17 protein-coding genes are annotated in these 21536 nt (G+C 70.7%); 15 read left to right on the forward strand and 2 right to left on the reverse strand.

All coding sequences use genetic code 11. From position 1 onward, the window contains the following. Positions 1 to 23 precede the first annotated feature (23 nt). From C5E10_RS04885 to C5E10_RS04930, 10 genes are all read left to right on the forward strand, one after another. Positions 24 to 992: a MoxR family ATPase gene (locus tag C5E10_RS04885; RefSeq protein WP_181057772.1), complete on the forward strand. Its 969-nt coding sequence runs from the start codon at positions 24 to 26 to the stop codon at positions 990 to 992. Then, positions 992 to 2221, forward strand: coding sequence for a DUF58 domain-containing protein (locus C5E10_RS04890; RefSeq protein ID WP_104330684.1), 1230 nt, complete (start codon positions 992 to 994; stop codon positions 2219 to 2221). The genes C5E10_RS04885 and C5E10_RS04890 overlap by 1 nt, the downstream gene beginning before the upstream one ends. Beyond that, positions 2218 to 4698: a transglutaminase domain-containing protein gene (locus C5E10_RS04895; protein ID WP_146080154.1), complete on the forward strand. Its 2481-nt coding sequence runs from the start codon at positions 2218 to 2220 to the stop codon at positions 4696 to 4698. The genes C5E10_RS04890 and C5E10_RS04895 overlap by 4 nt, the downstream gene beginning before the upstream one ends. Further along, positions 4634 to 5422, forward strand: a complete 789-nt coding sequence (locus tag C5E10_RS04900; protein ID WP_146080155.1) for an FHA domain-containing protein — start codon at positions 4634 to 4636, stop codon at positions 5420 to 5422. Before C5E10_RS04895 ends, C5E10_RS04900 begins: the two co-directional genes overlap by 65 nt. A gap of 208 nt (positions 5423 to 5630) precedes the next feature. Next, positions 5631 to 7136 carry a 3-isopropylmalate dehydratase large subunit gene (gene leuC / locus C5E10_RS04905; RefSeq protein ID WP_104330687.1) on the forward strand — a complete coding sequence of 502 codons (1506 nt, stop codon included), beginning with the start codon at positions 5631 to 5633 and terminating at the stop codon, positions 7134 to 7136. Next, positions 7136 to 7765 (forward strand): 3-isopropylmalate dehydratase small subunit, encoded by a 630-nt coding sequence (gene leuD, locus C5E10_RS04910; RefSeq protein ID WP_104240608.1) that lies wholly within the window; start codon positions 7136 to 7138, stop codon positions 7763 to 7765. The genes leuC and leuD overlap by 1 nt, the downstream gene beginning before the upstream one ends. Further along, a complete protein-coding gene (murA, locus tag C5E10_RS04915; RefSeq protein ID WP_104240609.1) occupies positions 7762 to 9132 on the forward strand; it encodes a UDP-N-acetylglucosamine 1-carboxyvinyltransferase in 1371 nt (456 codons plus the stop codon). Before leuD ends, murA begins: the two co-directional genes overlap by 4 nt. Before the next feature lie 2 nt (positions 9133 to 9134). Next, the gene (locus tag C5E10_RS04920) at positions 9135 to 9923 is read left to right on the forward strand and encodes a 1-acyl-sn-glycerol-3-phosphate acyltransferase (RefSeq protein ID WP_258071002.1); all 789 of its coding nucleotides are present in this window, start codon (positions 9135 to 9137) and stop codon (positions 9921 to 9923) included. Beyond that, complete coding sequence (locus tag C5E10_RS04925; protein ID WP_104330688.1) at positions 9920 to 10927, forward strand: NAD(P)H-dependent glycerol-3-phosphate dehydrogenase; 1008 nt, start codon at positions 9920 to 9922, stop codon at positions 10925 to 10927. Before C5E10_RS04920 ends, C5E10_RS04925 begins: the two co-directional genes overlap by 4 nt. A 71-nt stretch (positions 10928 to 10998) precedes the next feature. After that, a complete protein-coding gene (locus tag C5E10_RS04930; RefSeq protein ID WP_104330689.1) occupies positions 10999 to 12201 on the forward strand; it encodes a D-alanine--D-alanine ligase family protein in 1203 nt (400 codons plus the stop codon). A gap of 33 nt (positions 12202 to 12234) precedes the next feature. Here C5E10_RS04930 and C5E10_RS04935 read toward each other — a convergent pair whose 3' ends face one another. Beyond that, on the reverse strand, positions 12235 to 12726 hold the full coding sequence (locus C5E10_RS04935) for a DUF3515 family protein (protein WP_104330690.1): 492 nt from the start codon (positions 12724 to 12726) through the stop codon (positions 12235 to 12237). A 24-nt stretch (positions 12727 to 12750) separates the two neighbouring features. Here C5E10_RS04935 and thiL point away from each other — a divergent pair, with 24 nt between their 5' ends. Further along, the gene (gene thiL / locus C5E10_RS04940) at positions 12751 to 13884 is read left to right on the forward strand and encodes a thiamine-phosphate kinase (protein WP_258071003.1); all 1134 of its coding nucleotides are present in this window, start codon (positions 12751 to 12753) and stop codon (positions 13882 to 13884) included. On the opposite strand, the gene rsmD is transcribed toward thiL, so the two are convergent. Then, the gene (gene rsmD / locus C5E10_RS04945) at positions 13833 to 14444 is read right to left on the reverse strand and encodes a 16S rRNA (guanine(966)-N(2))-methyltransferase RsmD (RefSeq protein WP_104330691.1); all 612 of its coding nucleotides are present in this window, start codon (positions 14442 to 14444) and stop codon (positions 13833 to 13835) included. The two genes, thiL and rsmD, sit on opposite strands and share 52 nt — an antisense overlap. 106 nt (positions 14445 to 14550) lie before the next feature. On the opposite strand from rsmD, the gene C5E10_RS04950 reads away from it, so the two are divergent. Genes C5E10_RS04950 through C5E10_RS04965 form a run of 4 tightly spaced genes read left to right on the forward strand, consistent with a single transcriptional unit; the run spans position 14551 to position 21514 of the window. Beyond that, on the forward strand, positions 14551 to 15594 hold the full coding sequence (locus tag C5E10_RS04950) for a MoxR family ATPase (RefSeq protein WP_104330692.1): 1044 nt from the start codon (positions 14551 to 14553) through the stop codon (positions 15592 to 15594). Positions 15595 to 15597: 3 nt separating this feature from the next. Next, entirely contained in the window at positions 15598 to 16920 is a 1323-nt protein-coding gene (locus C5E10_RS04955) for a DUF58 domain-containing protein (protein ID WP_104330693.1), read from the forward strand. Then, positions 16917 to 19364, forward strand: coding sequence for a DUF3488 and transglutaminase-like domain-containing protein (locus C5E10_RS04960; protein WP_104330694.1), 2448 nt, complete (start codon positions 16917 to 16919; stop codon positions 19362 to 19364). The genes C5E10_RS04955 and C5E10_RS04960 overlap by 4 nt, the downstream gene beginning before the upstream one ends. Next, positions 19364 to 21514 (forward strand): ATP-dependent DNA helicase RecG, encoded by a 2151-nt coding sequence (locus tag C5E10_RS04965; RefSeq protein ID WP_104330695.1) that lies wholly within the window; start codon positions 19364 to 19366, stop codon positions 21512 to 21514. The genes C5E10_RS04960 and C5E10_RS04965 overlap by 1 nt, the downstream gene beginning before the upstream one ends. Positions 21515 to 21536 lie beyond the last annotated feature (22 nt).

Genomic DNA, 21536 nt, shown 5'->3' on the forward strand with positions numbered 1-21536 from the left:
GAGCGTCGCGAAGGGGAGCACGCATGACCGTGACCGAAGAGCAGGCCGCCTGGTTCAAGGACGCCTTCGAGCGCCTGACGACCAACATCGAGCAGGCGGTCGTCGGCAAGCGACACGTCGTCGAGCTCACGCTCACGACCCTCTTCAGCCAGGGCCACCTCCTCCTCGAGGACGTGCCTGGCACCGGCAAGACGGTGCTCGCCAAGGCGCTCGCGAAGACCATCGACGGCAGCAACAGCCGCGTGCAGTTCACCCCCGACCTGCTGCCCTCCGACGTCACGGGCGTCACGATCTTCGATCAGGGCACGCGCGCCTTCGAGTTCCACCCCGGCCCGATCTTCGCCTCGATCGTGCTCGCCGACGAGATCAACCGTGCCTCGCCGAAGACCCAGTCGGCCCTCCTCGAGGTCATGGAAGAGGGGCGAGTCACGGTCGACGGCACCCCGCATCCCGTTCCCGTGCCGTTCCTCGTCATCGCCACGCAGAACCCCGTCGAGCAGGCGGGCACCTACAAGCTGCCAGAGGCGCAGCTCGACCGCTTCCTCATGAAGACGTCCCTCGGCTACCCCGACCACGCGAGCACCGTGCGGCTGCTCATGGATGCGGGCAACCGGCAGCGTGCCGACAGCGTGCCCGCCATCCTCCACGCCGAGAACGTCGTCGTCATGCAGGAGCTCGCCGCCGAGGTGCACGTCGACGAGTCGATCATGGCGTATGTCTCGGAGATCGTCACCGCCACGCGCGCCGACCGTGACGTGCTCGTCGGCGTCTCCGTCCGCGGCGCGCTTGCGCTCGCGCGCGCCGTCAAGGCCTGGGCGCTCGCGCACGGTCGCCGCTACGTCGTGCCCGACGACGTGCGCGACCTCGCGCACCCCGTGCTCGCGCACCGGCTGATCCTCGACCCCGAGGCGGAGTTCTCCGGCACGACCCCGGATCAGGTCATCGACCGCTGCCTCATCGAGGTCGAACCTCCCCAGCACCGAGCCGCCTGATGACCGAGGGGCACGTCTCCACCGAGGCTGAGGCCGAGTTCGCCGAGCGCGACCGCCTCACGATCGGCGACGCCATCAGGTGCGTCACGCCGCTCGGGTGGATCGTGTTCGTCGCCGGCGTCGTGCTCCTCGTCGCCGGAACCGCCTTCGGCTGGCTGGAGCTCATCGGCATCGGGGGAGTCCTCGTGGGGGTCTTCGCCGCCGCGGTGCCCTTCACGATCGGGCGCGAGAGCTTCGGCGTGCAGGTCGAGCTCGAGCCCAGGCGAGTGCGCGTCGGCGACAGAGCCCTCGGTCGGCTGCAGGTCACGAACCTCGGCGATCGCCGCGTGCTGCCCACCCGCCTCGCGCTGCCGGTCGGGCACGCGACGGCCGAGTTCAGCGTCCCGCAGCTCGCGCCCGACGAGACGCACGAGGACCTCTTCGCCGTGCCGACGAGCCGGAGGGCCGTCATCGAAGCCGGACCTGCCAGGTCGCTGCGCGGAGACCCGCTCGGGCTCCTCGAGCGGTCGACCAGGTGGACCGGGGTGCTCGAGCTGTTCGTGCATCCCCGGACGGTTCGCCTCACCGCCCAGGTCGCCGGGCTGCTCCGCGACCTCGAGGGCGTGACGGGGGAGCGCATCACCGACGACGACCTCGCGTTCCACGCGCTGCGGCCCTACGAGTCCGGCGACGACCGCAGGAACATCCACTGGCGAACCAGCGCACGCACGGGTCTCCTCATGGTCAGGCAGTTCCAGGAGACACGTCGCTCGCAGGCCAACGTGCTGCAGACCCTCGAGGCCGCCGCCTACGCCTCGGAAGACGAGTTCGAGCTCGGCGTCGAGGTGCTCGCGTCCCTCACGCAGGAGCTCATCCGCTCGGGCGTCGCCGTGAGCGCCCTCACGCAGAGCGGCCGTCTGCCCACCCGAGCGGTCTCGTCGATGCTCGACGGGAGCAGCAGGCTCGAGGCGTGGACGGCGAGCTCACCCTCCCTCCGCGACTTCATCGCGCTCAGCGTCAGGCGCCTCCCGCAGGCGAGCATCGTGTTCCTCGTCTGCGGAAGCGCCACGACGGATGCCCAGCTCGGGCAGCTGCAGTCCGTCTACGCGGCGGACGTGACCCTGGTCGTCTTCCGCTGCGCCATCGGGCACCCCGCCAGTCGCACGCGGCTGCGCGAGACCGTCGTCTGCACGGTGCCGGAGCTCGACGACCTGCCGCGCCTGGTCCGCGAGACGCGGGTGCGCACGTGACGGCGGCCGCGTCGGGCGGGGCCCTCGGGGAGGAGACAGCTCCGCGGCTGGCCGAACGGGGCAGGACAGGGTCGGGCAGGACACGGCCGGGCAGGACAGGATCTGGCCGGGCAGGAGGCAGCAAGGAGGCACGCGGACACCTCCGCCCCGGCCTGGACTCGCGGACCCTCATCGACGCCCTGGTCATCGCGGTCCTGACGCTGCTCGCCTCGCTCGGCTTCGCTCCGGCTTTCGGCGGCGCCTGGTTCCTGCTCGCGGTCGCGGGCGGCCTGATCGTCGGCATCGGATCAGCGGTCCTCGCGCGCTGGCTCGACCTCACCCGGCTCAACGCCCTCCTCGTCGCCACCGCCGCCTACTTCCTGCTCGGCACCGCCTTCGCGCTGCCGCAGGCGGCCTTCGCGGGAGTGCTGCCGAGCTTCTCGACCCTCGCCGACCTCGCTCGGGCCCCGGTCTTCGCCTGGCGCGACGCCGTGACGCTCTCCACCCCGCTCCTCGCCCCCGCCTACCTCGCGGTGCTCCCGTACTTCGCGGCGGCCGTCACCTCCCTCGTTGCCATGATCCTGCTGCTGTGGGTCGCCCCGAAGCGGCCTGGGGCGATCTGGCCACCGAGCCTCGCGCTCCTCGGCCCCCTGGCCGTCTTCGCGAGTGCCATCTTCGTCGGCACCGAGGACAGCGTCGCCGGCGTGCTGCGCGGCGGTGCCTTCGCCGTCGTCGCGCTCGTCTGGCTCAGCTGGCGCCGCGGCCTCGGCAACATCGCGTCGACCGAGGCGAGGCGAGCCCTCGCGCGCTCCCGTGCGCTCGGCACCGCCGTGATCGTCCTCGTCGCCGCCGTCATCACGACCGCGGGCGGCTACGTCGCCTCCGCGACCGTCGCGGAGCAGCGCATTGTGGCGCGCGAGCAGGTCACGCCGCCGTTCGACCCGCTCTCGCACACGAGCCCGCTCGCCGGATTCCGCGAGTACTCGAAGCTCAGACCTGACTCGACGCTGTTCGACGTGAGCGGTCTCGAAGGGGGAGACCGGGTGCGCCTCGCCACGCTCGAGAGCTACTCGGGCAAGTCCTGGCAGATCGCCGACCCCGCCGCGACGCTCGCCTCGACCGGCAGCTACAACCTCTCCGGTCGAGTCGTCCCGAGCGACCCCCCGCTGACGTCATCCTCCGAGCGATCGATCGAGGTCACGATCCGCGACTACTCCGACATCTGGCTGCCGAGCGTCGGCATCCCGAGCGACGTGAACCTCGCAGGCGGCAGCCTGCCCGACCGCAGCGGCGACTTCCGCTACAACGCCAGAACCGGGGGAGGGCTCATCACCTCCGGGCTCCGCGAGGGCGACAGCTACCAGATCTCCGCGCTCGTCCAGGACCTCCCCATCGAGGGGCAGCTCGACAACGCGGCAGTCCTCGACCTCGACTATCCCGCGATGCCGTCGGTGCCCGCCGCCCTCGTCGAGCGGATGCAGAGCTACGTCGCCGGCGAGACCTCCCCGTACCTGCAGCTCAAGGCCATCGAGAACGCGCTCATCGCCGAGGGCTTCTTCAGCCACGGCACGGCGAGCGATTCCGCGCCATCGCGCGCCGGACACGGGCTCGACCGCATGCAGGAGCTCTTCGAGCTCCGCTACCTCGTCGGCGACCAGGAGCAGTACGCGTCCGCGATGGCGATCATGGCCCGCCAGCTCGGATTCCCCGCCCGGGTGGTCATGGGCTACGCGCCGGAGCAGATCTCGGCAGACGGCACCACCGAGGTGCGCGGGTCCGATGTCACGGCCTGGGTCGAGGTGCCGTTCGAGGGCTTCGGCTGGGTCGCGTTCGACCCGACGCCGGAGCAGACCGACGTGCCCGTCAACACGACCACCGACCCGCAGTCCAAGCCGAAGGCGCAGGTTCGTCAGCCCCCGCAGACGCAGGAGAAGCCAGACGAGCTCCTCACAAGCGCCGACGAGCGACGACAGGAGGAGGAACCCGACGACGAGGAGACGTGGCCGGCCTGGGCGCTCACGCTCGGGATCTCCCTCGCCGTGCCTCTCGCGCTGTTCCTCGTCCCACTGCTCGCCGTCGCGCTCCTCAAGCGCAGGCGGCGGAGCAGGCGTCTCCGGGAGGGCAGCCCCGACCAGCGTGCGGCCGGGGCGTGGAGCGACGGCATCGACCGCTTCGCCGAGCTCGGCTACCCGATTCCGCGCCGGGCGACCCGGACGCAGACCGCTGGCGCCGTGCATCCCTCGCTCATCCCGCTCGCCGACCGAAGCGACCGGGCCGTGTTCGGCGACGACCCCGTGAGCGACGAGGACCTGGCCTCGCTGTGGGCGGACGCGGACGCCGCCGTCGCCGAGGCGAGGGGCTCCGTCGGCTTCTGGCGCCGTCTGCGTGGACGATTCACGTTCCGCCGCGCCTCGCGCCCCGTATCATGGCCCCGTGGAACATTCTGGGTTCATCGGGGTGCCGCCCGGGCTGATCGGGCAGGGCGCGATCGTGCCTGAGGCAGCGAACACGTCGGGTCGGCCCGAATGGTCGCCGCCGTCGGCAGCGAACGGCGGGGCGCAGGAAGCCCCAGCCGACGACTGGCTGCGCGCTGAGCTCGACGACGAGTACCCGCTTCCCCCGATGCCAGCGCCACGGCCGAGGCTCTCCCCGCAGCAGCCCTCGCTTCTCGACCAAACGCCAGCAGCGGATGTGCCAGCAGCGCCGTCGACGAGCGACCAGCTCGAGGCGCCGGCCGCGGCGCCAAGCGCGGCTCCGTTCGGCGGCACCCCGCAGCCTGCTCTCCTGCTCGAATCGCCGGCGGGGCCCACCGGCGCGGCGCACGCGTCCGAGGCGAGGCTCGAGCAGCCGGGCCACGACGCCCCTGGCGCGAGCGCCGAGCAGCCTCTGCCCGAGTGGGTGGTCGTCCTTGCCGACGGCGTCAGCGTCCCCATCTACGGGCCCGTCGTCATCGGTCGAAACCCCTCCCAGGACCGATTCCCCGACGCCTCCGTCTCCGCGGTCCCCGACATCACGCAGACCATGTCGAAGACGCACGCGCGCTTCTGGGCCGACGGCGAGCGCCTCTACGTCGACGACCTGAACTCCACGAACGGCGTCGCCCTCTTCCCCGGCGGGAATGCGCACGGCGCGCTCGCGGTTGAGCCTGGAGTCCCAGCGGAACTCCGCTCAGGCGACGTCGTGCAGCTGGGCGAGTACCGACTCTCGATACGCCGGAGCTAGACGCCGCCCCGCCTTCGCCCAGTCAGGAGCCGCATGCCCGAACGGATGCAGCTCATGGCCCAGAACCCGCAGAAAGGCGCAGTGTTAGCATGGTCCGCATGTCTGCCGGTCTGCTTCTCCTTTGCTGCCGCGACGGGGCCTAACTTCGCAGGTGCATCCCGTCGCGGTGTCGATGGCGCCTGAGCAGATGCGAGGAGACGCAAGCAACATGAAGACGGAAGACAGCACGCACGAGGCACAGTCGCAGCCGAGGACCCTGGCCCAGAAGGTGTGGGAAGACCACCTCGTCGCCAAGGGCGAAGACGGCTCGCCCGACCTCATCTACATCGACCTGCACATCATGCACGAGGTCACCAGCCCGCAGGCCTTCGACGGTCTCCGAGTCGCGGGCCGCCCGGTGCGGCGCCCCGACCTCACCATCGCGACGGAAGACCACAACACGCCGACGGTCGACATCCTCAACCGCATCGCGGACACGACGAGCCGCACCCAGATCGAGACGCTGCGCCGCAACGCCAAGGAGTTCGGCATCCGGCTCCACCCCCTGGGCGACGCCGAGCAGGGCATCGTGCACGTCGTCGGGCCGCAGCTCGGGCTGACGCAGCCGGGCATCACGGTCGTCTGCGGCGACTCCCACACGTCGACGCACGGCGCCTTCGGAGCCATCGCGTTCGGCATCGGCACGAGCGAGGTCGAGCATGTGCTGGCCACGCAGACGCTCGCCATCAAGCCGTTCAAGACGATGGCCATCAACGTCGAGGGCACGCTCAAGGAGGGCGTCACGGCGAAAGACATCATCCTCGCCGTCATCGCCAAGATCGGCACGGGCGGCGGAGCCGGCTACGTGCTCGAGTACCGCGGCTCGGCCATCGAGGCGCTCTCCATGGAGGGCCGCATGACCGTCTGCAACATGTCCATCGAGGCGGGCGCTCGCGCCGGCATGGTGGCCCCGGACGACAAGACCTTCGCCTACCTGGAAGGCCGCGACCACGCCCCGGTCGGCGGCGACTGGGACGCGGCCGTCGACTACTGGCGCACCCTCAGGACCGACGACGACGCGAGCTTCGACGCCGAGGTCTTCATCGACGCCGACACCCTCGAGCCGTTCGTCACGTGGGGAACCAACCCGGGTCAGGGCATCTCCCTCAGCGGAGTCGTCCCGGAACCGTCCGACTTCGCAGACCCCAACGACCGCCAGGCCGCCGAGCGCGCGCTCGAGTACATGGCGCTCGAAGCCGGACGACCCATGAAGAGCATCCCCGTGGACGTCGTCTTCATGGGCTCCTGCACCAACAGTCGCATCGAGGACCTCCGCGCCTTCACCTCCGTCATCCGCGGCCGCCAGAAGGCCGAGGGCGTCCGCGTCATGGTCGTGCCAGGCTCTGCACGCGTGCGCCTCGAGGCGGAGGCCGAGGGCCTCGACAAGATCATCACCGAATTCGGCGCAGAATGGCGCTTCGCCGGCTGCTCGATGTGCCTCGGCATGAACCCGGACCAGCTCGAACCCGGGCAGCGCTGCGCATCCACCTCGAACCGCAACTTCGAAGGCAGACAGGGCAAGGGCGGACGCACGCACCTCGTATCGCCCCTCGTCGCCGCTGCGACCGCGGTTCGGGGTACGCTCTCCAGTCCGTCTGATCTCGACGAGCCCGCTGCGCCCGCTGCGCCCGCCGCGAGCACCGATACCCGAACGCCGCAGGAGGTGGCCGTCTGATGGAGAAGATCACCCGCATCGAGGGAGCCGCCGTGCCGCTGCGCCGCTCCAACGTCGACACCGACCAGATCCTGCCCGCCGTCTACCTCAAGCGCGTCACGAAGACGGGCTACGAGGACGCGCTGTTCAACGGCTGGCGGCAGGACCCGGACTTCGTGCTGAACCGGCCCGAGTACCAGGACGACCCGCGCATCCTGCTCGTCGGACCGGACTTCGGCACCGGCTCCTCCCGGGAACACGCCGTGTGGGCGCTCAAGGACTACGGCTTCCGCGCCGTCATCGGGTCCCGCTTCGGCGACATCTTCCTCGGCAACGCCGGCAAGCAAGGACTGCTTGTCGCCACGCTCGCCGAGCACCTCGTAGAACAGCTCTGGGACGCCGCCGAGGCGGCCCCGGGTGCGACTGCGGTCGTTGATCTCACCACGAACACCGTTACTGTCGGAGACATGACGGCGACGTTCGAGATCGACGACTACACGAGATGGCGTCTGCTCGAAGGGCTCGACGACATCTCGTTGACGTTGCGTGACGAACACGCGATCTCCACCTTTGAGTCACGCCGAGAGGCGTGGCGTCCGCGGACTCTTCCGATCCGCAGGTCCACCACCGCAGGGAGTGCAACTCAGTGAACACGATCACCAACGACTCGGCTCGCGCCGGCGCATCAGTCGGTCTGACCGGCGACACCATCGTCTTCAACGGCGGACGCCCGCTCTCGGGTCGCATCGAGGTGCGTGGCGCGAAGAACCTCGTCACCAAGGCCATGGTCGCGGCGCTGCTCGGCGAGGAGGTCAGCGTCCTCCGCGACGTGCCGGACATCTCCGACGTGCGCGTCGTCGCCGGTCTCCTCACGCTGCACGGCGTGAAGATCGACCGCAACGAGGTCTCCGGCGACCTTCGCCTCGACCCGACGAACGTCGAGACGGCCCACATGGCCGAGATCAACGCGCACGCCGGCTCCAGCCGCATCCCGATCCTCTTCTGCGGCCCGCTGCTGCACCGCCTCGGCGAGGCCTTCATCCCCGACCTCGGCGGCTGCCGCATCGGCGACCGGCCCATCGACTTCCACCTCGAGGTGCTCCGCAACTTCGGCGCCGTCATCGAGAAGCTCCCGAGCGGCATCCGCATGAGCGCCCCCGAAGGCCTCCACGGTGCCAAGGTCACGCTCCCGTACCCCTCGGTGGGCGCCACCGAGCAGGTCCTGCTCACCGCCGTGCGCGCGGACGGCCGCACGGAGCTGCGCAACGCGGCCATCGAGCCCGAGATCATGGACCTCATCAACATCCTGCAGAAGATGGGCGCCATCATCTCGGTGGATGCCGACCGCGTCATCCGCATCGAGGGTGTCGAGCGTCTCGGCGGCTACAGCCACAAGGCGCTCTTCGACCGCAACGAGGCAGCCAGCTGGGCCTCCGCGGCACTCGTCACGCACGGCGACATCTTCGTCGGCGGCGCCAAGCAGCCCGAGATGCTCACGTTCCTCAACGTGTTCCGCAAGGCAGGCGGAGCGTTCGAGATCCACGACGACGGCATCCGCTTCTACCACCCGGGAGGCGAGCTGCGCCCCGTCGTCATCGAGACCGACGTGCACCCCGGCTTCATGACCGACTGGCAGCAGCCGCTCGTCGTGGCCCTCACGCAGGCGCACGGCGTCTCGATCGTGCACGAGACGGTGTACGAGCAGCGCTTCGGCTTCGTCGACGCGCTCGTCGAGATGGGCAGCGACATCCAGCTGCACCGCGAGTGCCTCGGCAGCCAGGAGTGCCGCTTCGGCCAGCGCAACTTCCAGCACTCGGCCGTCATCTCCGGCCCGACGAAGCTCAAGGCCGCCGACATCGAGGTCCCCGACCTCCGCGGCGGCTTCAGCCACCTCATCGCGGCGCTCGCGGCAGAGGGCACCTCGCGGGTCTCGAACGTCGGCATCATCGCGCGCGGCTACGAGAACTTCATCGCGAAGCTCGAGACCCTCGGAGCCGACTTCACGGTTGAGGCGTAGGAGTGTCCGCCGGGAAGCGCGGATCGCCCGAGAAGACCAAGCCCTCGATCTTCTGGTTCCTCGCGGCGATCGCCTTTCCGCTGAGCTGGCCGATCATGCGCTGGGAGATCAAGGGCACGCTGCCGGAGCGGGGCGCGTTCATCGTCGCCCCGAACCACACCAGCGAGGTCGATCCGCTCATCATGGGGATGGCCGTGTGGAAGCTCGGCCGCGCGCCGCGCTTCATGGCCGCCGACCGGCTCTTCCGCGTCAAGGGACTCGGCTGGATCCTCCGCAAGAGCGGGCAGATCCCCGTCTCGCGCGACGCGCGCGGCGCCAACCAGGCCGCGATCGCGTCCGCCCAGCAGCTCGCGAGGCTCGGGCAGGGTGTCATCATCTACCCGGAGGGCACGCTCACCCGCGAGCCGAACCTGTGGCCGATGCGCGGCAAGAACGGCGCGGCGAGGGTCGCGCTGAGCGCCGACATCCCCGTCTACCCGACCGCGATCTGGGGTGCGCAGAACATCCTGCCGCGGTACTCGAAGAAGCCGACGCTCGGATGGCGGACGAAGATCACGGTGCACGTCGGCGAACCGGTGAGCCTCACGGAGTTCACCGGGCGGATGCACAGCGCGAGCGCCATGAAGGGCGCCACGGAGCTCGTCATGCACGACGTCACCCGTCTCCTCGAGGGCATCAGAGGTGAAGAGGCTCCGGCTGAGCTGTACGACCCCGCGAAGCACGGCCAGAGCGAGCACGGCAAGTTCCCCCAGGACCGGGGCGGCTCGTCCCGAGAGGCGGGCGGAGCGTGAGCTCGGCGCAGCGCGCCGTCGTCCTCGGCAGCGGCAGCTGGGGCACGACGTTCGCGAAGGTGCTCGCGGATGCGGGCCACGACGTGACCATCTGGGCGCGCCGCCCCGAGGTCGCGAACGAGATCAACGAGTCGCACCGGAACACGGGCTACCTCCCCGGCATCGACCTGCCGAGGAACCTGCACGCCACACCCGACCTGGTCGAGGCGGTCCGCGGGCAGCAGTTCGTCTTCGTGTCGGTGCCGGCGCAGACCGCCCGTGAGCTCTCCGCCCAGCTGGCCCCCATCATCGAGGGCGACGCGGTCGTCGTGAGCCTCATGAAGGGCGTCGAGCGGGCCAGTGGGCTTCGCATGAGCGAGGTGCTCGAGGGCGTCCTGCAGATCCCGGCCGAGCGGGTGGCTGTCGCGAGCGGCCCCAACATCGCGCTCGAGATCGCGAAGGAGCAGCCAACGGCGATCGTCGTGGCATCCGCGAGCGAGGCCACCGCCGTCAGCGTCGCGAAGCTCGCGCGCAACGACTACCTCCGGTCGTTCGTCAACGTGGACGTCGTCGGCACCGAGTTCGGCGGGGTCCTCAAGAACCTCATCGCCATCGCCGTCGGCATCGTCGACGGCGTCGGCTACGGCGAGAACACGAAGGCGTCCGTGATGACGCGCGGGCTCGCCGAGATCTCCGACTTCGCCGTCGCGATGGGGGCGCAGGCGTCCACCATGATCGGGTTGGCGGGCCTGGGGGATCTCATCGCGACCTGCGAGTCGCCCCTCTCCCGCAACTTCACGGCCGGTCGCCTCCTCGGGCAGGGCTACGTCTACGACGACGTCGTCGCCCAGATGCAGCAGACGGCCGAGGGGCTTCGCTCCGTTGGCGCGATCCTCGAGCTGGCCGAGCGCCACGGCGTGGAGATGCCCATCGCGACGCAGATCGACGACGTGCTCCACGGCCGGATGAGCCCCGCCGACCTCGCCCCCCACCTCGCGACCGACGAGGGCCCGAGCGGCGAGTAGCGCCCGGTGCGGCGTGGGCGACCCCGTACCCTTGTGCGGTGAGCGAAGAGTCGCTCGTGGAAGGAAACCTCATGTCGACAGCTCAGCTGAACGCCTCCGCCAGCTCAACCGCCGCTGGGGATGCGCGGCCGCTCATCGCCGTCGTCTTCGGCGGACGTTCGAGCGAGCACGCCATCTCGTGCGCGACGGCGAGCGGTGTCCTCGGAGCCATCGACCGTGACAAGTACCGCGTGCTGCCCGTCGGCATCACGCGTGACGGCGCCTGGGTGCTCGAGGACGACGACGCCGACAAGTTCGCGCTCGACCCCGAGAACCTGCCGGAGGTCGTCGACAACGGCACGCGCATCCACCTGCCAGATTCGGCCAAGCACCGCGAGGTGACGGTCTCGCGCGTCGAGGGCGACGCGCACGGCGCCGAGGCGGGAGCCGAGCGAACCGAGCGCACGTCGCTCGGCGAGGTCGACCTGGTGTTCCCGATCCTCCACGGCCCCTTCGGCGAGGACGGCACCGTGCAGGGCATGCTCGAGCTCGTCGGCCTGCCGTTCGTCGGCTCGTCGGTGCTCGCCGCGAGCGTGGGCATGGACAAGCACTACACGAAGATCGTGCTCCGTGACGCGGGCCTGCAGGTCGCCGACGGCGTCACCATCTCTCAGCACCAGTGGGACACGCGGGGTGCGTCGCTGGCCTCGGAGACCATCGACCGGCTCGGGCTGCCGGTGTTCGTCAAGCCCGCCCGCGCTGGCTCGAGCGTCGGCGTCAGCAAGGTCGCCGCGCTCGACGAGTTCGCAGCCGCCATGACGACGGCCCTCGCGGAGGACGACCACGTGCTCGTCGAGGCAGCGGTCGTGGGCCGCGAGGTCGAGATCGCCGTGCTCGAGTCGCGGCCGGGGGAGCGGGCTCGCGCCTCGGTCGCCGGCGAGATCGTCATGACGAAGGCGGAGTTCTACGACTTCGAGGCGAAGTACCTCGATGATTCCGGGGTGGAGCTGCGGTGCCCCGCCGAGCTGAGCGACGAGCTGCTCGCGGAGATGGCGGAGCTCGGCGTGCGTGCCTTCGAGGCGCTCGGCGCCTCCGGCCTGGCCCGCGTCGACTTCTTCCTGACGGACGACGGGTTCGTCGTCAACGAGATCAACACGATGCCGGGATTCACGCCCATCTCGATGTTCCCGAAGTGCTGGCAGGCGAGCGGCATGAGCTACCCGCAGCTCATCACCGAGCTCATCGAGGTCGCGAGCGCGCACGCCGCAGCGCGGGAGGCGCGCCTCCCGCGCTAGGAGGCCCGCCCTGCGGCAGAGCTGGACGTGGCGCTAGCCGAGGACGTCGTCGGCGCCGACGCAGGCACCGGTCTTCGGCAGCCTCGAGACGGCATCGTCGAGGTCGACGAGCACGGTGGTGCCCGATGCGACGTCGGAATCGACGACGACCTCGACGGCGGGTGTGCGGCCGTAGCTCGTGAACCGGTAGGTGGGCGCCTGGCTGTCGTCGACGATCCAGTCGATACCGCTCAGGCTGACGCACTGCTCGGAGGTCGGCCCCGGTGTCGGCACCCCGCAGCGCAGCAGCACGCCGGCCGGGGTGCCCCACGCTCCCGTCGCCTGCGCGTTGGTGAGGCGCAGCTCGAGCCCGTCGACCGTCGAGGGCAGGCGGACCGAGACCTCGGCGCACTCCGGAGCGGCCGCGTCGGGAGCCGGTTCCATGGGAACGCTCGCGCTGTTGCAGGCGGTGAGCAGGACGACGGATGCGGCGGTCGCGATCACGGCGGAGCCGATGCGCGAGGCGGAGCGGGAGGTTCGAGACATTTGCTCCCAGGCTATCGTGAGCGGGTGCCTGCTCTTCCCGACGACGCCATCCGCCGAACCCCCGCTGACGTGCTCACGGTCGGCGCGTGCGGCGAGGCAGATCTGCTCCAGCGCATCCTCGCGCGGGTCCCGGCCGCCGATGACGCGCTGCTCGGGGCCGGCGATGATGCCGCGGTGCTGACCGCGGGCGATGGGCGGGTCGTCATCACGACGGATCTCATGATCGAGGGTCCCGACTTCCGCTCGGCCTGGTCGACGGCTCGCGACGTCGCGCGCAAGGCGTGCGCATCCAACCTCGCGGATGTCGCCGCCATGGGCGCTGCACCGACGGCGATCACGGTCGCGCTCGCGCTGCCCTCGTCGACGCCGGTCTCCTGGGTCGAGGAGCTCGCGGATGGCTTCGCGGACGCCCTCGCCGACATGGCCCCTGGGTGCGGCGTGGTCGGCGGCGACCTGTCGACGAGCGAGCAGCTGACGATCGCGATCACCGCCTTCGGCGACCTGCGCGGGGGCGAACCGGTGCGGCGATCGGGTGCCAAGGCGGGCGACGTGCTGGCGCTCAGCGGCCCGGCGGGGCGCAGCGGCGCGGGCCTCTCGCTGCTCTACTCCCTCGCGAGGGATGCGCGCGGGGAGGCGCTCGCCGAGGGCATCCAGGCCCTGCGGTCGCGTGGCGACGCCGTGCGCTCAGTCGTCGACTGGCACCTCGCGCCGACGATCGACGCCTCCCTCGGCCTCGCGGCGCGAGCTGCCGGGGCGACGGCCATGATGGATGTGTCCGATGGCCTGCTTCTCGACGCCTCGCGCCTGGCGAGGGCCAGCGGCGTCAGGGTCGAGGTCGAGACGTCCTCCCTCGCCGTCGACATCGCCGCGGTCGAGGCGGCGCTGCGAGCCGCCCTGCCCGGGGTCGGGGCTGCCGAGCTGCACGCACGAGCTGTGGATCTCGTGGTGGTCGGCGGGGAGGATCACGGCCTGCTCGCCACCTTCCCGGCTGGGACGACGCTGCCGGAGGGGTTCCGGGTGATCGGACGCGTGCATCCGAACGACGACCGGCCGGTTCCTCCCGTGCTCGTCGACGGCGCTGGCCGGGCCGCTCGCGGGTGGGACCCCTACGCCTGGGACTTCTCGGCCTCCGGCTCGTCGACGGGGCTCACCTCGTAGCTGAAGACGATGGTCTCGCCGTACGGCTTCTGGCGCAGCAGCTCGAAGGACTCTGGCACCGTGGGGGCCGGGGAGCGCGAACCCCGCTCGACGACGACAACCGCCTCCGGTGCCAGGTGCGGCACCAGGGCCTCGAGCGCCCCGGTCAGCTCCGCTTCGCCGAGCTCGTATGGCGGGTCGACGAAGACGAGCTCGAAGGGCTGACCTGGAGCTGTCCGCAGGAAGCTGTCGACGGAGTTCTGTGCGACGCGGGAGGCGACGGCCCGGCGACCTTGCTCCCGGGTCACGCGCGCCAGCAGCTCGGCGTTGGCGCGCAGCACGTTGGCGGCCGACTTGGACTGCTCGACGAGCACGGCGCTGGATGCGCCCCGGCTGAGCGCCTCGAACGCGAGCGCACCGGAGCCCGCGTAGAGGTCGAGCACGGCGATGCCGCCGAGGTCGAGCAGCGATTCGAGCGAGGAGAACATGGCCTCGCGGACTCGGTCGCTCGTCGGACGTGTGCCGCTCTTCGGGACGGCGAGCGAGTGGCCCTTGGCGGCTCCGGCGATGATGCGTGTCACGCTGCGATCGTAGCCGCGACTGCGTCGCCCCATCCACCGAGTGGAGAAGCTGGCCGAACTTGTCGGGGGTGCGTGGAATGATGGGCACTTGAATTCGGAGGTGGCCATGGAATACGGCAACGGCGCGGAAACCGCGGCGGCGAGGGCTCTGCCCGCAGAGCCAGCTGGGCGCGAGCGCGCATCGAGCACGGCGATCGCACTGCAGGACGGCGCGCGGCAGATCCGCGAGAGCGTCGCGTCGGTCATCTCAGGCAAAGACGAGCAGGTGCACCTCGCGGTCGTCGTGCTCCTCGCCGGCGGTCACCTCCTGGTGGAGGACGTCCCCGGGGTCGGCAAGACGGTCCTCGCCAAGACGCTGGCGGCGGCCATGGACTCGAGCGTCAGCCGCATCCAGTTCACCCCGGACCTCCTGCCCTCGGATGTCACGGGCGTCGCGATCTACGACCAGGTCGAGCGGCGCTTCGAGTTCCAGCAGGGCCCGGTGTTCGCGAACGTCGTCATCGGCGATGAGATCAACCGCGCCTCCCCGAAGACGCAGTCGGCGCTGCTGGAGTGCATGGAGGAGGGGCAGGTCACGGTCGATGGCGTCACGCACCGACTGCCAGTGCCCTTCACCGTCTTCGCGACGCAGAACCCCTCCGAGATGGAGGGCACGTACGCGCTGCCGGAGGCGCAGCGCGACCGCTTCATGGCGCGCATGTCGATGGGGTATCCCGAGCGCGACGACGAGCTCGCGATGGTCGACCGGCGCGACTCGAGCGACCCCCTGTCGAGCGTCCGCGCCTCGCTCAGCGCGAGCGACGTCTCCAGCATGATCGAGCAGACCTCGCGCATCTACGTCGCGCCGGCCATCAAGCAGTACATCGTCGATCTCGCCCGTGCCACCCGCGAGCACGCCGATGTCCGTGTCGGCGTGAGCCCGCGCGCGACCCTGCACCTCGTGCGTGCCTCGAGGGCGGCCGCCGCGGTCGCCGGTCGCGACTTCGTGGTGCCGGACGACGTGTCGAAGCTCGTCGGCCCGGTCTTCGCGCACCGGCTCGTGCTCAGCGCCCGCGGCTCCCGGGGAACGGCGGCGTCGGCGTCTGCCGCCCGCATCATCGACCAGATCTGCCAGCAGATCTCCGTCCCAACGAGCGCGGCGACCGCGTAGCGCGTGGCGACGAGGCGCATCGAGAGGCGGCTGCGACCCACCAGCCGAGCCATCGGCCTGGTGGTGGTCGGCGTGCTGCTGGCCGCAGCCGCCGTGGTGTTCGGCCGGGGTGAGCTGCTCGCGCTCGGCGGGTTCCTCATCGCCCTGCCGCTCGTCGCCTTCGTGCTGCGCCTCATCTGGCGACCTCGGCTCGAGGCGGTGCGCACGATCTACCCGACCACCCTTGCCGTCGGCGACCGGATGCGGGTCGTCACCGAGGTGCGCAACCGTTCGCTCATCGCGCTCGAGCCCAGCTCCTACCTCGATCTCCTGCCCGGTGCGGAGCCGTCCAGCATCGGCGGGGTGCTGCCCGCGATCGGCTCTCGACTCCACCGCAACGAGGACAAGCGTCGACGCCGCGTCGCCTATGGCGTCGACTCGATGCGCCGCGGCGTCCACGAGGTCGGCCCGCTCTTCTTCGACAACGCCGACGGGCTCGGTCTGACGAGGCGAGTCCTCAAGATCGGCGAGGCCACCGAGGTCGAGGTGTGGCCCCGGGTGGCTGAGCTACCCGCCATGTCCGTGCCGAGCGGCAAGAGCGGGGGCGAAGTCGAGGCCGGAGTCGCGCAATCCGGGGACTCCGACGATGTCCTCACCCGCGACTACCGTCGCGGCGACCCGCTCAGGCGCATCCACTGGCGTGCGACGGCGCACGCGGGCGAGCTGCGCGTGCGACAGGAGGAGCACCACGCGGAAGACACCTCCGTGGTCATCCTCGACACGAGCGGGACGGCCGCAGTCGAGGAGCCGAAGGTGCCGCTGACCCTCGTCGACCTCATGAACGAGCAGTCGGCACCGGCGACGGCCATCGACGCGGAGTTCGAGCTCGCCGTCTCGCTCGCCGCCTCGGTGCTCGCTCGCTTCCACCGCTTCGGCTACGAGACCGAGCTGTTCGAGACGCACGCGGGCCTCGACGGCGACACGGAGAGCACCCGCACCCCCTCCGAGGAAGCGCTCGAGTCGGTCATGCGCAGGCTCATGCTGACGCAACCCGACTCGGCGGCGGGGGAGCGGCGGGAGGCCTGCGCCGAGGTCGTCGACGACATCTCGCGTGTCGCGCGCACGCCGGTCGTGTACGTGCACCGGAACCTGGCCGGCGACGGGCTGACCGCGATCCGCTCGCTGTCGGCGGTGGCCGCCCCGGCCCTCGCGCTCATCGTCTCCGCGAAGCCGGTGCCGCGCGCCACCCTGACGTCGTTCACCGATGCGGGCTGGAACGTCGCCGTCTACTCGCCCGCCAGAGCCAAGCCCTTCACGCCGCTGCTCGAACTGGAGGCCACCGCATGAGCTCGCAAGCGACCACGACCGCGCAGATGCGTCGTCGGCAGGGCTGGAAGGGGACTCCGGGAGCCAACGGCTCCTGGGTCGTCACCGTCTCCCTCGCGGTCCTGATCTTCAGTGCGACGAACCTCCTCTGGCCGATCTTGGACACGAACACGTGGTCGGCGAAGGCGATCGTGCTCGTCACGATCATGCTCGGGGTCGCCGCCCTCGTGCGCACCTTCACGGGCTCGCAGCTGTGGGCGCTCGTCGCCTCGATGGTGGGCGGCGCGGTTGTCCTCGTCGGATTCACCGGGCGGGGATCGCCGCGCGCCACGGTCGAAGGGTGGGGAGTGCTCGCCGAGCAGCTCGTCGAGCAGCTCCGCTCGGACGCCGCGCCGCTTCGCGAGACCGAGGCGATGACCATGCTCGTGCTCATCGGCGTCGCCGTGATCGTCGTGCTCTGCGACTTCTTCGTGTTCGGCATCAGGGGCCGCTCGCTCGCGACGCTGCCCCTGCTCGCCTTCCCGCTCATCCCGATGGCGCTCGGCATCGACGCCTTCAACGGCTGGTCGTACGTCTTCGCGGCGCTGGCGCTCGCGGTGTTCCTCTACGCCGTCTCGAGCTGGCACCAGCGCGTGCACGACGAGGAGCTCTCCTATCAGGGGTTCCTCGTGGACAGTCGAGGCGTGGCCGGCCTCGGCGGGGCCCTCGCGGTCACCGCCGTGTCGCTTGTCGCCGTGCTCGTCGCCTCCACGGTCGTTCCGGCGCCGACCGGCATCGATGCCATCCGGCAGACGTCGACCTCCGGCCTCTCCACCAACCGCGCGAACCCCATCATCGACCTGGGCGAGGACCTGCGGCGCAACAACCCGGTCGAGGTGCTGCGCTACGCGACGACCACCGACCAGGGCTCGCTCCCGTACCTCACACTCCAGACCCTCAGCGACCTCAGCGGCGAGGACGACTGGATGCCCGGCGACTTCGACGGCAACCTGAGCGTCGACGGCGGCGACCTGCCGCTGCCCGACGGCGTCTCGGCCGGGGCTGAGTCGAGCGAGTTCACCACGCGCATCGTGCTCAACGACGGCGTCAGCTCCTTCCTCCCGCGCCCGGGGTTCGCGGCCAACATCATCGACCTGCAGGGAGATTTCCTCCTCGACGAGCAGACGGGCGACGTCCGCAGCGCCGGCGACGAGGCGCTCGCGCAGAACTACGAGATCCAGACCGTGGTGCCGACCCCCAGCTTCGAGGCGATCGCGCAGCTCGACGCCGAGGTGCCGGCGGGTCTCGAGGCCCTCACACAGGTGCCGGAGGGACCGAGCGCCGACCGCATCCGCGACGTGGTCGGCGAGATCGTCGACGAGGACGCGCCCGCCGGAACACAGGCCCTGCAGCTCCAGTCGTTCTTCGCCGACGGGTTCGCCTACTCGGAGACGGCGCCTGTCCAGCAGGGGTACGACGGCACGAGCCTCGACGTCATCGCCCAATTCCTGGAAGCGCGCGCCGGCTACTGCGTGCACTACGCATCGTCGATGGCCGTCATGGCGCGCATGATCGGCATCCCGTCCCGGATCGGGGTCGGCTTCACGCCCGGCTCTGCCGGCGAGCTGAACGCGGAGGGCCAGCCCGTCTACACCGTGACGAGCAACCAGCTCCACGCGTGGGCCGAGCTCTACCTGCCCGGCCACGGCTGGGTCATGTTCGAGACGACGCCGGCCGGCGCGCTCGGCAACCTCGTCGCCCCCGGCCCCGGTGAGACGACGGCGCCGACGATGACGCCAGAGGTCGCACCGTCGGCCTCGCCGTCGCCCGTCGAGACCGAGAGCACCGCCGCGCCGACCGTGCCTGAGACCGAGTCCCCGACCCCGACGCCGACGCAGGGCGCCGAAGGGGCAGGCGAGCAGGATGGCGAGAGCGGAGCCGTCGACCTCACGGCCCTCTTCGTCACCCTCGCCGTCGTCGGCGGCGTGCTCGCCCTGGTCGCGCTCCTCCTCATCCCCGCCCTCCTGCGGGGCGCCAGGCGTCGCGCGCGTCGCGTGGCGGTACTGGCAGGCTCGCCGCCTCAGCATCCGAGTCCAGGCAACGCCGCCTGGCAGGAGGTGTCCGAGAGCGCCGTCGACTACGGGGTGCCGCTCGGCACCGGCCTCACGCCGGCAGCCGTCGTCGTGGCCATCGCCGCCGGCTTCGAAGCCCCCGAGCGAGCGACGGGCGACGGCGCCAGCGCCGCGGTCCCCGCCGCCACCGCTCGACGGGTCGCTGACGCGCGGAGCGCTCTCGAGCGCCTCCGGATCGAGCACGAGCACGCCGCGTTCTCAGACCCGGGCGCGTCGCACGCGCTGAGCCAGCACGAGCGGGAAGGCATCTGGAACGACGTCCTCCTGGTCCGGTCCGCGCTTCGCGCATCCGCCTCGTCCGCAGCGCGACGCCGGGCGGTGCTCGCGCCAGCATCCCTGTCAGGAAGGCGCTGATGGACGACATCGGTCTCGATACCCCGCTCGAGGACGTCCTCGGCAAGCGCGACGCGCAGCAGCTCGCGAAGCAGCTCGACGTGACCACCGTCGCGGGCATGCTCGAGCACTACCCCCGCCGCTACGCGCGTCGAGGCGAGATGACCGCCATCGAGTCGCTGCCGCTCGGCGAGCACGTCACGCTCGTCGCTCGGGTGCTGCGTGTCAACGAGCGGCAGATGCGCGCACGACGAGGCTCGATCGTCGAAGTGGAGATCACCGACGAGAAGGGCATCGTCTCACTGACGTTCTTCAACCAGAGCTGGCGTGCCAAGCAGCTGCAGCCGGGAGTGACCGGCATCTTCTCTGGCAAGGCATCCGCGTACCGGGGAGCCATCCAGCTCGCCCACCCCGAGTACGAGCTCTTCGAGAACGCGCCACTCGAGGCCCTCTCGGAACGACGCGACCAGTGGCTCAAGGAGCCCATCCCGATCTACCCGGCCACCGCCAGCCTGCCGACCTGGAAGGTCGCGGCGGCCGTCCAGGCGGTCCTCGACGCCGTGCCGTTCCTCCGCGACCCCGTGCCGGTGGAGACGCGCGCCATGTTCGGGATGTACAGCTACGACGAGGCGATGCGCGCCATCCATCAGCCCGAGACGTTCAAGCTGCTCGAGCGGGCGCGGGAATCGCTGCGCTTCACCGAGGCGTACGTGCTCCAGGCGGCGCTCCTCCAGCGCCGGGCGATCTCCGAGCTCGTCGCGGCGAGAGCGAGGACCGACGCGGTCGGGCCGATGCTCGAGGCCTTCGACCGACTCGTGCCGTTCGAGCTCACGCCCGACCAGAAGACGGTCGGCCGGCAGATCGCCAAGGACCTCGCCCGCGGCGTGCCCATGCACCGTCTCGTCCAGGGTGAGGTCGGCTCGGGCAAGACCCTCGTGGCCCTGCGCGCGATGCTGCAGGTCGCCGACGCGGGCGGGCAGTCGGCCATGCTCGCGCCGACCGAGGTCCTCGCCTCCCAGCACCACCGCTCGATCATCGACTCCCTCGGTCCGGAGCTCTCCGCGAAGCTCATGCCGACCCTCATCACCGGCAGCATGACGAAGACGGAGCGCAAGCGCGCCGCGCTGCGCGTCGTCGCCGGCGAGGCGAAGATCGTGGTGGGCACCCACGCGCTTCTGAGCGACGACGTGATGTTCGACGACCTCGGCCTCGTCATCGTCGACGAGCAGCACCGCTTCGGGGTGGAGCAGCGCGAGTCGCTGCGCGCGAAGGGCGCCCAGCCTCCGCACCTGCTGGTCCTGACAGCCACTCCCATTCCGCGCACGGTCGCAATGACCGTCTTCGGCGACCTCGATATCTCGAGCATCGTGACCATGCCACAGGGGCGGCAGAAGATCGAGACGTTCGTCGTCGCCACCCGCGAGCATCCGCACTGGCTGGAGCGTGCCTGGCAGCGCGTCGCGGAGGAAGTCGACCGGGGGCGGCAGGCGTTTGTCGTGTGCCCCGCCATCGAGCCAGCCGAACCCGCGGAGCCGGTCGATGGCGAGGAACCGGCCCAACCCGTGACCGCCGTCATGGAGCTCGCGCCGACGCTCGCCGTGCATCCCCTCTTCGCGGGCAAGCGCGTCGCCGCCGTGCACGGGGCGATGCCGAGCGACGAGAAGGATGCCGCCATGCGGGCCTTCGCCGAGGGCAAGATCGATGTGCTGGTCGCGACGACCGTCATCGAGGTCGGCGTAAACGTGCCGAACGCCTCGGTCATGATCGTCATGGATGCCGACCGGTTCGGGGTCTCCCAGCTCCACCAGCTGCGGGGCCGCGTCGGACGAGGAGAGCACGCCGGACTGTGCCTGCTCGTCTCGAACACCGAGGAGGAGTCCACCGCTCGGGAGCGGATCAACGCGGTCGCCGAGACGCTCGACGGGTTCGAGCTCGCCGAGCGCGACCTCGAGCTGCGACGCGAGGGCGACGTGCTCGGCACGGCGCAGTCGGGTGGACGGACGTCTCTCAAGCTGCTGCGCGTCATCGAGGACACCGAGCTGATCCGCTCCGCCAGGGACGAGGCGTCGCTGCTCATCGACGACGACTGGAGCCTCAAGAGGTGGCCCGACCTCAAGGCGGCCATCGGCCGGCACAGCTTTGAGGAGCGCGAGTTCCTCGGCAAGTCCTGACGGCTCGAGCGCCTCGGTCGGC

Source organism: Pseudoclavibacter sp. RFBG4, from assembly GCF_002931515.1.
Taxonomy (GTDB): Bacteria; Actinomycetota; Actinomycetes; order Actinomycetales; family Microbacteriaceae; genus Pseudoclavibacter.

Excerpts from the sequence above, each read along its gene's own strand:
- leuD (WP_104240608.1), top strand. The coding sequence starts at position 7,136 with ATGGAGAAGATCACCCGCATCGAGGGAGCCGCCGTGCCGCTGCGCCGC.
- C5E10_RS04885 (WP_181057772.1), top strand. The coding sequence starts at position 24 with ATGACCGTGACCGAAGAGCAGGCCGCCTGGTTCAAGGACGCCTTCGAG.
- C5E10_RS04890 (WP_104330684.1), top strand. The coding sequence starts at position 992 with ATGACCGAGGGGCACGTCTCCACCGAGGCTGAGGCCGAGTTCGCCGAG.
- C5E10_RS04930 (WP_104330689.1), top strand. The coding sequence starts at position 10,999 with ATGTCGACAGCTCAGCTGAACGCCTCCGCCAGCTCAACCGCCGCTGGG.
- C5E10_RS04935 (WP_104330690.1), bottom strand. The coding sequence starts at position 12,726 with ATGTCTCGAACCTCCCGCTCCGCCTCGCGCATCGGCTCCGCCGTGATC.
- C5E10_RS04960 (WP_104330694.1), top strand. The coding sequence starts at position 16,917 with ATGAGCTCGCAAGCGACCACGACCGCGCAGATGCGTCGTCGGCAGGGC.
- C5E10_RS04965 (WP_104330695.1), top strand. The coding sequence starts at position 19,364 with ATGGACGACATCGGTCTCGATACCCCGCTCGAGGACGTCCTCGGCAAG.
- leuC (WP_104330687.1), top strand. The coding sequence starts at position 5,631 with ATGAAGACGGAAGACAGCACGCACGAGGCACAGTCGCAGCCGAGGACC.
- C5E10_RS04950 (WP_104330692.1), top strand. The coding sequence starts at position 14,551 with ATGGAATACGGCAACGGCGCGGAAACCGCGGCGGCGAGGGCTCTGCCC.